Source organism: Parabacteroides caeci, from assembly GCF_023656795.1.
GTDB lineage: Bacteria > Bacteroidota > Bacteroidia > Bacteroidales > Tannerellaceae > Parabacteroides > Parabacteroides segnis.
In genome coordinates, this window is sequence record NZ_JAMOKT010000105.1 from 1 (window position 1) to 12,676 (window position 12,676).

Annotated in this window: 8 protein-coding genes and 1 tRNA gene; 3 read left to right on the forward strand and 6 right to left on the reverse strand. The window is 41.3% G+C overall.

Annotation, left to right across the window (positions count from 1 at the left end):
- Window positions 1–816 precede the first annotated feature (816 nt).
- From NBH15_RS27955 to mazG, 3 genes are all read left to right on the forward strand, one after another.
- Window positions 817–1,728 carry an RluA family pseudouridine synthase gene (locus tag NBH15_RS27955; protein WP_250824103.1) on the forward strand — a complete coding sequence of 304 codons (912 nt, stop codon included), beginning with the start codon at window positions 817–819 and terminating at the stop codon, window positions 1,726–1,728.
- Between the two features lie 25 nt (window positions 1,729–1,753).
- Window positions 1,754–3,829 carry a protein-disulfide reductase DsbD family protein gene (locus tag NBH15_RS27960; protein ID WP_186961365.1) on the forward strand — a complete coding sequence of 692 codons (2,076 nt, stop codon included), beginning with the start codon at window positions 1,754–1,756 and terminating at the stop codon, window positions 3,827–3,829.
- A gap of 114 nt (window positions 3,830–3,943) precedes the next feature.
- Window positions 3,944–4,729: a nucleoside triphosphate pyrophosphohydrolase gene (mazG, locus tag NBH15_RS27965; protein WP_250824104.1), complete on the forward strand. Its 786-nt coding sequence runs from the start codon at window positions 3,944–3,946 to the stop codon at window positions 4,727–4,729.
- Between the two features lie 96 nt (window positions 4,730–4,825).
- Here the strand turns inward: mazG and NBH15_RS27970 are convergent, their stop codons facing one another.
- The 6 genes from NBH15_RS27970 to NBH15_RS27995 all read right to left on the reverse strand — a co-directional run bounded on the left by NBH15_RS27970 (window position 4,826) and on the right by NBH15_RS27995 (window position 12,268).
- The gene (locus NBH15_RS27970; protein ID WP_128135747.1) at window positions 4,826–5,299 is read right to left on the reverse strand and encodes a hypothetical protein; all 474 of its coding nucleotides are present in this window, start codon (window positions 5,297–5,299) and stop codon (window positions 4,826–4,828) included.
- Between the two features lie 48 nt (window positions 5,300–5,347).
- On the reverse strand, window positions 5,348–5,734 hold the full coding sequence (locus NBH15_RS27975) for a hypothetical protein (RefSeq protein WP_128135746.1): 387 nt from the start codon (window positions 5,732–5,734) through the stop codon (window positions 5,348–5,350).
- 46 nt (window positions 5,735–5,780) lie between these two features.
- Window positions 5,781–6,332 (reverse strand): RNA polymerase sigma factor, encoded by a 552-nt coding sequence (locus NBH15_RS27980; protein ID WP_044214784.1) that lies wholly within the window; start codon window positions 6,330–6,332, stop codon window positions 5,781–5,783.
- An 83-nt stretch (window positions 6,333–6,415) separates the two neighbouring features.
- Window positions 6,416–6,497, reverse strand: a tRNA-Leu gene (locus NBH15_RS27985).
- 117 nt (window positions 6,498–6,614) lie between these two features.
- Window positions 6,615–7,523, reverse strand: coding sequence for an AraC family transcriptional regulator (locus NBH15_RS27990; protein ID WP_010802100.1), 909 nt, complete (start codon window positions 7,521–7,523; stop codon window positions 6,615–6,617).
- Between the two features lie 164 nt (window positions 7,524–7,687).
- Entirely contained in the window at window positions 7,688–12,268 is a 4,581-nt protein-coding gene (locus tag NBH15_RS27995) for a DUF6383 domain-containing protein (RefSeq protein WP_250824105.1), read from the reverse strand.
- Window positions 12,269–12,676 lie beyond the last annotated feature (408 nt).

Below are 12,676 nucleotides of genomic sequence, written 5' to 3' on the forward strand. Positions count from 1 at the left end.
CATTTACAAGAGCTGTTTAATAAGACTAATTTCAATGATGTCAAAGAACAATTTAATCCCCTTATTCCGGGATTATTTGATTAATTAATAACTCGTCCCGATTTTAACGGGACACTAGTGAATAAGAATATAATCTTCATATTCCACAACTTGCGACATAATGCGACCATACATCCCTTCAAATAAGAATAGAATAAAAACGAGTACTATCTTAATATAATACATAACCCCTGCCTTAATATTTACAAAAAAATTAACACTCAAATAACAACCGCACACATAAATATTGATTTTTTTAGCATTACAAATGCTTTTGCCATTAAACTCATCCTTATTGATAAAAAAGGCACTGCTTTCACAAGCAACACCTTTCTTTTTTATAACTAACTTGTAGAAACAAATCATATTCTATTTACTACAAACTAATTAGCATTCATGGTACCCTCTTCTACCTCTCTCAGGCTGAAAAGATTATATTTATAAAGTTAACATAAACTAGTAAGATTTTTCTATAAAAATCCAAATAACATCATTTGTAATCGAATTGTCAATATTATGTTTGTTGAAACAAAAATATGTATTTTAAAATTAAATTCACAAATAATGGAAATCTGGTATTACAATAGAGAAGTCCAGTCTTATTTATCTTTTTGTCAACTTATTTTAGGACGGGATGAAAGACGCGGACAAACACGTGTCAGCCATAAAAAAATCACAAAATAAGGTATCCCTTACATATTAATAACTAAGATATACAAACACGGCTTGCAACATTCCGCAAATGCCAGTATCTTTGTAAATTATTTATTAAATAAAATGGGAAGACGCTCAGGTTACAAAGACACAAATTTCAAAAAAGCCCCTCGCGGACGCAAAGTAACGGTGAAGGAAGAGAATACATTGCTCCCTTTCCTGTTCGCATTGCTAAGTGAACAGAGCAAAAGTTCCGTCAAGGCTTTACTCAGCCACGGACAAATCTTGATAAACGGGAAGGTTACCTCCCAGTTCAACGCTCCTTTAGTGCCGGGAGACGAAGTCGAGATCAGTTACGAACGGGGAAAGGTGGAATTCAGCAACCCCTTGTTACATATTGTCTGGGAAGATGACGACCTGATCGTTGTCAATAAGAAGAGCGGGCTTCTGTCTGTCTCCAGCGACCGTGTCAGGGAACGTACCGCCTACCACCTGCTCAGCGATTACGTCAAGAAGAATGATCCCCGGAGCAAGATTTTTATCCTCCACCGGCTCGACCGGGATACTTCGGGACTGATGATGTTTGCCAAGAACCAACGGGTGCAGAAAGCATTGCAGTCGAACTGGAACTCGGCCATCACCCAGCGTTCTTACGTTGCCGTAGTAGAAGGCCGCCCGGAGAAAGACCATGACCTGATCGTCTCGAACCTGGTTGAAAATGCCAAGATGCAGGTATATGTAACAGCTGAAGGTGATGGAAAGGAAGCCATCACCCGTTACCATGTGCTACACAGCAACGGCCATTATTCTTTACTGGAACTCGACCTGGAGACAGGACGTAAAAACCAGATACGTGTCCAGATGGAATCTATCGGACATCCCATCGCCGGCGATTATAAGTACGGCGCAGATACTGATCCCGCCGGACGGCTGATGCTTCATGCCCGACGGCTCTTCTTTATTCATCCGGAAACAGGGGAAGAAATGCGTTTCGAAACACGTATCCCGGATGCTTTCGTTTCATTAGCTAAATAAACTAAGACAGAAATATAGACATAGTATGAAGAAACTCTTTAGTATCTTATTGCTGGTGTTCGTAACACTGGCCGTACAGGCTCAAATTCATCAGCCTGTCAAGTGGAAAATAAAACTGGAGGACTCCAAAACTGCCGAAAAAGAAATCGTATTCACCGCCACCATTGAAAAAGGCTGGCATCTGTACGATATGAACCTGCCCGAGGGGGGACCTGTTTCAACCTCGTTTACTTTTGAGACACTCCAGGGGGCCGAACTGATCGGACAACCGGTATCCAACATCAAGCCGACCGTCGTTTACGACGAACAGTTTGCCATGGACCTCCGTTGGTTCCCCGGTGCCGTAACCTTTACACAAAAGGTAAAAATACTCGACCCGAAGAAGTTTAAAATCGAAGGGGAAGTCGAATTCATGGTCTGCAACGACGAAACCTGTTTGCCCCCCGACCGTGAGAGCTTTGCTTTCGACAGTAAAAATACGAAACTGACATTGCCTGCCGAAGCGCCTGTCGTGGAGAAAGAGGATGTTACAAAAGAACAGCCGGATACGAATCTCGTAGTGGAAGAAGGAAAAACCCTGACAACACCCGACCCGGCTGCTAAAGAAGAAAAAGTAATCGTCAGTCCGGAAAAGATTACCAATGCATTAACGAACGACGCAGCTTTATGGACACCGGTTATCGACGAGTTGAAAGCCTTTGGTGACACAACTGTTACGGCAACCGATACCTCCTGGCTATTCATCTTCTTCGCCGGATTCCTCGGCGGGTTGATCGCCTTGCTGACACCTTGCGTGTGGCCGATGATCCCGATGACGGTTAGTTTCTTCCTGAAACGTACGAAAGACCGGAAGAAAGCGATTCGCGATGCATTGACATACGGCTTGTCCATTATTGTAATCTACCTGGTGATGGGATTACTTATCACGGGTATTTTTGGGGCTAGCGCACTGAATGACTTGTCAACGAACGCTATATTCAATATTATATTCTTCCTGTTGCTGGTTGTATTTGCCATTTCGTTCTTCGGAGCATTTGAAATGGTTCTACCTGCTTCATGGACAACGAAACTGGATAGCAAAGCGGATTCTACCACCGGTATATTGAGTATCTTCTTTATGTCGTTTACCCTGGTACTGGTATCTTTCTCCTGTACCGGTCCGATTATCGGAACATTATTGGTTCAGGCTGCATCCATGGGGACGGCAGTCGGTCCGGCTATCGGAATGTTCGGGTTTGCACTGGCACTCTCTATTCCGTTCAGTCTGTTCGCCATCTTCCCGAATATGTTGCAAAGTATGCCTAAATCAGGCGGTTGGCTAAACTCCGTAAAAGTTGTACTTGGTTTCCTTGAACTGGCTTTGGCTTTGAAGTTCCTTTCCGTAGCCGACCTGGCTTACGGCTGGCGTTTGCTGGATCGTGAAGTATTTATCGTGTTATGGATTGTGATATTCGTTCTGTTAGGTTTCTATCTGCTGGGCAAAATCAAATTCAGCCACGACAGCGACGTGAAATATGTATCTGTACCGCGTCTGTTTATGGCAATCATTTCATTCGGCTTCGCCGTTTATATGGTTCCGGGGCTTTGGGGTGCTCCACTGAAATCGATCAGCGCCTTCGCTCCTCCTTTGTACACACAGGATTTCAGCCTGTATGATGACGAAGTCCATGCAGCCTATGACGATTATGAAAGCGGCATGGCCAAGGCCAAACTCCTAAATAAACCGGTGATGATCGACTTTTCCGGCTTCGGTTGTGTAAACTGCCGCAAGATGGAAGCATCCGTCTGGACAGACCCGAAGGTGAAACAGATACTCGAAAACGATTATGTACTAATCACCTTGATGGTAGACGATAAGACTAAACTGCCGCATCCGATCGAAATCGAAGAACATGGCAAAGTCCGCAAACTGAAAACAATCGGCGATAAATGGAGTTATCTCCAGCGCAGCAAGTTCGGAGCCAACGCACAGCCTTTCTACATTCTATTGAATGACGAAGGTAAACCGCTCGGCCCGTCTTATGCCTTCAACGAAGATGTATCGAAATACATACAATTCCTTGAAAACGGATTGAAAACGTTCAAAGAACAAAATAAATAATTAATCAATGTGCCGATATGCCAATGTGCCAATTAAGAATGCTCCTGTACCGACAGAGTTTCTTCATTTTCACATTGGCATATTGGCACATTAACTTATTGGCATATTATTACAATGTCTACGAAACAAGAAAAAATGGAAGCCTTCGGGCAACTGCTCGACATTCTGGATGAGCTTCGGGTAAAATGTCCTTGGGACAGGAAGCAAACAAACGAGAGTCTGCGTACCAACACAATCGAAGAAACATACGAATTGTGCGACGCAATTATGAAAGACGATAATAACAACATCAAAAAAGAGTTAGGCGACCTGCTCCTGCATATCGTCTTCTATGCAAAAATAGGCGAAGAGAAAGAAGCCTTCGACATCAAAGACGTATGCGACAGCCTTTGCCAGAAACTCATCTTCCGCCATCCGCATGTATTTGGTGACGCATCCGCCGATACGGCCCAAAAAGTAGAACAGAGTTGGGAACAGATAAAACTAAAAGAAAAAGGCGGCAACAAAACCGTACTGGAAGGCGTCCCTGCTTCCCTCCCGTCTGTCGTAAAAGCCCACCGTATCCAGGATAAAGCCCGCAACGTAGGCTTCGATTGGGAACAGCGCGACCAGGTATGGGATAAAGTTCATGAAGAGTTTACCGAACTGAAGGCCGAGATTGACAAAATGGATGTCGATAAAATGGAAGGTGAATTCGGAGACCTGTTCTTCAGTCTTATTAATGCCGCCCGCTTATATAAGATCAATCCGGATAACGCATTGGAACGCACGAATCAAAAGTTCATCCGCCGTTTCAACTACTTGGAAGACCATACCATCAAAGAAGGACGTTCACTGAAAGAGATGCCTTTGGAGGAAATGGATAGAATATGGAACGAAGCCAAATCGAAAGGTTTATAAAAAAACAAAAGGGGAACCGACATCACGTCGCCACCCCTCCCTTAACTTAAACGCCAAAACTAAATCTAAACAAAAAACACAAATAATGATAATATTTTATTTTTTCTTGTTTTCATCTTTCCTATCGTCCGGTCCTTTCATAAAATTCCGTGCAAACTTATATTCTGCCCGCCGGTATTTATAAAGCTTTTCAGACGATAATATCTTTTTGAATTTCTCGTAATATTCTTTTTCCAAAGCTGCTTCCTTCATCTTCACTCCGAGACATTCATCATTCACTTTCGAATAATCGGATTCAGTCGGTGGATTCTTATGCTTCAGATCCTTCGTCAACTTACGGCATTCACGGCCAACTTCGAACATTTTTTGTTGTAACTCATTACACAACGGTATAAAAGCAGCTGCTTCTTCCGGTGTCAAGCCTACTTCAGCTGTAATGAAAGCATTTCGCTTTGCCTGAAAGGCCTCCTTATCAAAATGTCGATGTTGTTGTTTTTCTCCCTGCGCCAACACTTTCGAAGAGAACAAAACTGAAATCGCCACAAATGTAATAAAAAATATTTTGCTCATACAATTATTATTACAAAAATATGCTAATAACTTCTTTTTTTCGTCAATTTATTCGTAATTGCCCAATTCTTCTGCTAAAAGATAATCCGTATATTGGGCCTCCAGATACTCCAGGTATTCCTCATTTTCTGCTTCCATGATAGCAGTTTTTACTTCCGATGCATCTTTAGACTGTACTAACAATGTATCAGACTGGCTCTTTTCGCCGTCGAAACCGACTATTGCTTTAAAGAACAACCCCAGTCCGGCAAATACAGCAGCCATATACAACCACGGACGGGCACGGTCCATCATGGAGACCTTTTTCGCCTCGGCCTTCGGTTTCTCAGGTAACTGGCTCATTATATTAGCCGTGAGATCCTTCATATACCCGTCGGGCACAGTGAAAGGATTCTTTCCTTTAAAACGTTCCAGATTGTTTTGTTCTTTTTCCATACACTTCCGTTTTAATACACCTTTGACGAACTTCGCCCCAAAAGGTTTAAATGTCTTTTGTTAAAAACTCCTCGACTTTTTTGACTGCATGATGATAAGAGGCTTTGAGGGCACCGACAGAGGTTCCCAGAATATCCGACATATCTTCATACTTCATCTCGTCAAAGTATTTCATGGTAAACACCAAACGTTGTTTCTCCGGTAAAGTGAGGATGGCATTCTGCAATTTCAGCTGTGCCTCGTCACCGTCAAAATAGTCATCTCCCTTCAGACGTTCCAGCAAAAAGACATCGGTATCGTCGATCGAAACGTTATTCATATTCCGCTGGCGGTTCAGGAAAGTAATACATTCATTGATGGCAATCTTATACAGCCAGGTAGACAACTTCGCCTCTCCCCGGAAATAATCGATATTCGTCCAGGCTTTCAGAAAAGTATTCTGCAAAAGATCGTTTGCATCATCATGGCTCAGTACCATCTTTCGTATCTGCCAATATAACTTTTCCCCATAAAGATTCACCACCCAGGCAAAAGCATCCCTTTGCCTGGCCGGATCCCGTAGTTGTTCTACGATTTCATCTTCCGTATATTGCTGCATCCTCTCCATATTTGGCTCAAATATACAAAAAAGTACGGATATAAAAAAAGCGGGCAACTTTACAGTTGTCCGCTTTTCGGAAGTGCCCAGAACAGGACTCGAACCTGCACGCCTCGCGACACACGCACCTGAAACGTGCGCGTCTACCAATTCCGCCACCTGGGCATTTCATTACTTTCAGGTAAACAATCTCTCGTGATTGCGGTGCAAAGGTAGTGTTTTTTTTTATACTGCAAAATATTCAGGTATTGTTTTTACAATATTTCTTCAAAATTCCACCCTTCATATTTCGGGCCTGTCTCTCTTTATCGATTCTTTCTTCCGATAAACGGAAGGGGATACTCCCATAACCCGCGTAAAAATACGGGAAAAATAGGCAGCCTCCTCAAACCCTAGTTTCATCGCAATCTCATTAACCTTTAGACTGGTAAGTTCTATATACTGACAGGCTTTCTGTATCTTTAGACGGATAAAATAATTGATTGGCGACATCTTCGTCTCCTTTTGAAAAAGCATGGAGAAATGGGAAGGAGAATATTTAAAATAATTAGCCAACTGCTCAAGAGACAGACTGCGTTCCACATTTTCCTGCATATAATGGATCACTTTCGAAGAAAATGAATACTCTTTATGTGTTGTAAGGTTATAATAACGGAACTGCTCCAGATACACGAACGAACTCAGGAGCATATAAAGACACATAGAAGAATAAGTCATATATTCTTTTATATATCCCATTGAAAAGCAACTGTAAATCTCCTCAAAAAGCTGAAGTCTGTCCTGAAGCCGCGAATGTTCTCCCGGCAAAATATCTTTGGGCATGTTGTAGGACGGGACAAACTCTTTACATAGTTTTCCTTTAAAATGAAGGAAATAGATGGTCCACGGATCATGCTCGTCCGCTCCAAATGAATAGGGGACATCAGGCGGGATAATGATATACTGGTTTTCAACGACCGTATAAGTCTTTCCATAAATAGTATACCAACCCTTTCCTTCCGTACAATAGATCAGCATCGCATATTTAGAGCCCTGGTCCTTTTGTACATAATGATACTTTACCTTCGGAAAGAAACCGATTTTCCTAACATACAAATTTCCGATAAGCGGTTCGCTGCTGTACGAATCCAGTAATTCGTCCGGCAGGGAAACAAAACGTTCTCCTTTGAATCCTTCCTTAATCTTTATCATGGCTTCAATCATAAGACCTGTTCCAATAAAGAAAACCTTCGCTTTCTCTAACCGGGAACTTACGGTCGGTTTACGATGCGAAGATACAAAAAAACTCCACCGGTTTCCCGACGGAGTTTCTATCTTTAATACTTTCGGACTTTTCAGTCTTTCGGGTATCTTATTTACTTAACAACAGTTTTAACTGCGCTTTCGCCTTCAACAGCTACTACAACGATACCTGCCGGAGCAGAGATTGTAGCATTGTCAGAAGAAAGAACTGTTCTTGCGATTGTCTGTCCTAATACATTTGTTACAACAACTGTCTTATTAGCAGCACCCTGGATTGTTACAGAACCTACGCCACCGAATACGTTGAATCCATCAACTGTAATGTCTTCGTTGCCTACTGGCGGGCTGTAAGAATCTTCGTCAAACTGCATGTCACCTGTAACAGGTTCAGTAAAGATTGAAGTACCGAACTCAGCGATGTCAGATGAAGCAGATTTTACAATTGAAGGAGAATAGCTATAAGCTGTTACGCGTACTGCATATTCAGTCTTCGGCTGCAAGTTGATTGCTCTGATTGAAGTTGAAGTAGGACCTACTTCTTCTGATTCAATACCCTGAACAAAGAGGAAGTCCCATTTGTCAGATTCTTCCATGTAGCTAGCTACCGGCAGAGAACCGAAGTCAGGATTCCAGTCATTCTTATTGAATGCGCCAGTGTTTTCTTCAAGACCGTCTTTTTCGTCACGAGACAAACGAGTTGTGTTAGTGAATTCGAAGATATCGATCTGCTTGCCACCTTCTTTCAACAGAACTGTATAAGTGTTAGCCGGGCTCAAATCAGTGTCAACGTCAAATGCTTCAGCCTTATAAGCTTCATTCAGATGAGTATTTGTTGAAATAACATCCATTGTCTTATATTCAGCACCATTCTTCATGATAGTCAGCTTATAGTTGTGGTGCAGCAACGGATTGATAACTTCACCTGTTCCGTTGAACAATTCAACCATGATTGTACCTTCTTCAGCTTTCACTTCAGAGATAAAGATATTCTTAGAAGTGTTCTGTTTTTCGTACTGACCAAGTTCTACTTTGTAGTAATGAGCACCCGGAACTGCAGACCATCTGAATTCAGCCTTGCTACCGTTAATGTTGTCAGACAAATATTTAGTATCAACTACAGGAGCAGCCAGAACCGGAGAATAATTAACCGGTAGATCTACTGTACAGTTGCACAATGTGCTTGCTGCTAATACGTCTGCAACCAAGTCATGGTCGCTCTTGTCAGCCAACAGGTCGATAGAAACCGGAATAATAGCTTCGCTTACATATTCAGCCTGGTTCTTACCTTCAGTAGAAGCGATCAATGCACCAGCAGGAGAGATAGCAATTACTTTAGATACTTCTTCAGTAGGATCGATTGCCGGCAGGTCTTTACCAATCAGATAGATTTGTTTAGTTGCAGCAATGTCATCATCAATGAATGTAACAGCACCGAAGTCTAACTTAGCCAACTTAGCAGCTTTTGTATCAGCTGTAGCCGCGAAATACAGTTCAGGTTGTTTAACATCACCATAGATACGAGTAGCTACAGTATCGTTACGATAAGCTCCATAGATATAGAACAAGTTAGTATAACTGTTAGTTTGTCCCTTATTGTTTTCTACATCTTTATCAGCATACTTTTCATCCAAACCATATACATAAGTCCAGCTGATCTGGTCTTTGATCTGCATCGGATACAGACGAACTGTGTCGTTTACATAATTATAGATGAAGTCTTTGTTATCAATTGCTGAATGGATTGTATCAGGAACGATACCAGCCTTGTCAGACGGTTTGAATGTAGACTTAACGTAAGCAAGTAATTCACCATATTTGTTAGGAATCAATTTGCCAGCATCCAAAGTACCAATGATAACAGTTGTATCGTGGTCGAATGCACCAATCTTATTAGACATGCTTGTTTCTACAGTTACCGGAGCAACAAGGTTCAAACCTGCGATAACGAAAGTACCATCTTTCACTTCGTAGCACTGTTCCTGACCCAGGTAATAAGTAGCATAGTTCTTAGTATAAAGATCACGGAATACGTTAGAATCATATTCACCATGTTCAAACTCATCAAGATTCTGGATATTTCCTAACAGGCTGGTATAAGCACCTACCGGTTTGTCACCTGTCAAAGTAGAAACAAGACCCTTAAATACAGAACCAACAACATTGAACTGGTTGAAACCTGTCAATTCTTTTTCCCATCCCGGATGATTAGCTTTACCGTCACCTGCATCATTTGTCAACAGACCGAACTGAGCCATATCGGTAAGGATTTCTTCTGTCGGAACCAAATCAAATTTAGCCTGAGGAGTATATCTAACCTTAACGGCAATACCGTTATTTTTCAGGGCATCCAGATTTGCTTGTTTGTACGGAACACGGATATACAATGTGTCACCAGCACTTTCACCACGCCAAACAGATCCTGGCTGCGGTTCAAGACCACCAACATCACCACGATTCCAAACGGCATTTGCATATTCTGTTGAGAAATAGAAGTTCTTATCCTGTACAACTTCTCTTTCACCAATTTCCATAGCCTGTTTGTACAGACGGATAGTTGTAAAGTTAGGATCGTCAGCATCCGGTTTCAAACCTGTAGCATATACATGAACAACATGGTTACGAGAAGAACCACCGATACCCCATACATAAGAATCTTTATTAGTAAAGTAAGGAGCTGCAAATACTTCAGCACCACCCTTAACAGCTTCACTTATATAACCGATAAGACCACTTTCTCCTGTATTTCTATCAGCAGCAGCAAGTAAACCGTCTGTAATGTTCATTACATTAGCTAATGTACTTGATACAGTAGCAACAACGCCATCTTCTGTTTCAACACCTTTCCAGTTAGTCCATACGTGCTGAGTACGAGCAGATGTAGTCAGAACACCCGGATAATGAGTTTCACCCAGATTGATCAAATCTTGTCCTGAATAACCTTCGCAATCATCCTGAGTATTCAATGTAGCTGACAAGCCCCATTTCTCTTCAATATTATAAGCTTCATCCTGATCGATGTTCATGTTTTCTGAAGCAAAGTGGAAAGCAGCTTTCACTGTCCAGTCTTCATTCAGATTTCCTAAGCAATCGATAGCAGCATCCGGAATACATCTTGTATGTTTAAATCCAGCAACTAATTCACCTTCGAAGTACCAGTTGAATCCTAAGAATTCAATCTTATCTTCCCATCTGTCGGTAGAACCCGGATCAGCCGGAGTTAATAATTCCAGATTTAATGCACCACCATCACAAGGAGCCATAGCTTCCATTCTCACAGCAGCCTCAGGCACAGGACCAGAGCCTTCTGCACAATCTAAAATAAACTTAGGCAGATATGTGAAATCAATAGATGTTTCAAGAACTTCTTCATATTTTGTGAATACCAAGTCATCACCGAATTTGAATGTACCGCGAGCATCTACGCTATGTCTTACAAATGCTGTATCCGTACTGGATGCAGTAGTTGTAGCAAACATATAGTCAGCCAATTCCCACTGGTCTTTCACTGTACCCGGCTCTACATGATAAACAACCTTTACATTAGACCAGTCAACCGGATTGTAGTTATTGAACGCACCTGCACGTACACAGAAACTTCTACTTCCGTCAGCTTCTGTTGCTTGAGCAAAGTTACCTGCAGTAACAGCTGTATTACCAATCTTTTCAAGAACGATAGGAGCTTTCACATTCAGTTTCAAATAAGTAGCTTCAACGTGGTGAGGAGTTGCAGCACCAGCCATCTTATCATTAAACTTCCAGATCTTAACATCCATTTCAGAAGCTTCGCATTCAGTAGAACGGTTAACACCTACACGGAATTCTTTTTCTTCTTCATATACTATTTCTACATCCGGACGAACGAAATCAAGATTAACACTTGAGAACAATGTTACAGGTTCCAAAGTATTATCTGTTGCATTTTCATCAGGTTCAGACAGTTCTGATTCAAGAACGATATGTACAATAGAGTTATCAATATCGACTTCACCAGAATTAGCCATATTAAACATTACCTTATATGCATCAGGAGTTTTTACACCATCAACTTCAACACCATCTTTATCGATAGTGAATCCACCCTGATATTTTTCATTATAAGGCAATTCCTGAGCACCTGTACCATCCAGCTTATAAGCCTTAGCACTAGCAATCTTCCAAACCAGGTGACGGTTTACGTCATCATTTTTCAAACGACTAATGAAAAAATGGAAACTTGTTGCATCGCTCAAACCTCTTGTATCGAATGTAAATTCAACACGACCCTGTCTTGTTTCAGTCGGTCTAACACCCAGATAAGTAATATTACCTTGAGTAATAACACCATATTGAGGTTGATTTACATTATCATATAGCTTGTCACCAGATACATACTGACCACCAGCTACATTGCCTGCCGCAGAATCAAAAGCAACAAATACCCCTGGAATAAGAGTTCCAACATTCACATCCTGCAAAGGCAGAATATAATTCCAGTAACCGACTGTTTGATCATTGACATACTTTAAGGCACCTCTATTGAGAAGGTCAAATTTCGCAGCTTCTTTCAATTCATCCGCAGTCGGATCTTCAAAATCGGCCTTGTAAGTATCAGCACCTGTCTTGTACCAGGCTGGGACCGCATTTTGAGCAAAAATTGAAAAACTACTGCTTGCCACAAGGAACGCGGCGAACAAAGTAGAAAACTTTTTGTTCATAATCAAATAATTTAATTAGTAATAAAATATAAAGTTCAAATAAATCTTTCTATCAAAATAAAGTTCTGACGACTACTTACCGTCGCATTCATCTGTGCATACCTTGCACCTAAATTCTTATGCAAATATACATATCTTTTTTTGTTGCACTATTTTTTTGTTATATTTTTTTCCCTTTAACCATGCTTTCTTATCCGATTCTTACCTTAAATCGTACAAAGGGGACGGTTTTAAGGACATATCCAACCATTAGCACTTCATTTCCTGCAATATTCCCTATACATTAGAGCCTGTTTAAATTTTGTAGTTTGAAGTAAAAAGAGTGTTTCTTCTTTCCGTCAAAATGATTATTTTTAGTTACCAAGCTTCAAATAATTATGTATTGTACGGATTTAGAAGAAACACAGT

What these genes read in the sequence shown, in the direction of transcription:
- NBH15_RS27955 (WP_250824103.1), top strand. Translation starts at nt 817, where the DNA reads ATGGGAAGACGCTCAGGTTACAAAGACACAAATTTCAAAAAAGCCCCT.
- NBH15_RS27960 (WP_186961365.1), top strand. Translation starts at nt 1,754, where the DNA reads ATGAAGAAACTCTTTAGTATCTTATTGCTGGTGTTCGTAACACTGGCC.
- mazG (WP_250824104.1), top strand. Translation starts at nt 3,944, where the DNA reads ATGTCTACGAAACAAGAAAAAATGGAAGCCTTCGGGCAACTGCTCGAC.
- NBH15_RS27970 (WP_128135747.1), bottom strand. Translation starts at nt 5,299, where the DNA reads ATGAGCAAAATATTTTTTATTACATTTGTGGCGATTTCAGTTTTGTTC.
- NBH15_RS27975 (WP_128135746.1), bottom strand. Translation starts at nt 5,734, where the DNA reads ATGGAAAAAGAACAAAACAATCTGGAACGTTTTAAAGGAAAGAATCCT.
- NBH15_RS27980 (WP_044214784.1), bottom strand. Translation starts at nt 6,332, where the DNA reads ATGCAGCAATATACGGAAGATGAAATCGTAGAACAACTACGGGATCCG.
- NBH15_RS27990 (WP_010802100.1), bottom strand. Translation starts at nt 7,523, where the DNA reads ATGATAAAGATTAAGGAAGGATTCAAAGGAGAACGTTTTGTTTCCCTG.
- NBH15_RS27995 (WP_250824105.1), bottom strand. Translation starts at nt 12,268, where the DNA reads ATGAACAAAAAGTTTTCTACTTTGTTCGCCGCGTTCCTTGTGGCAAGC.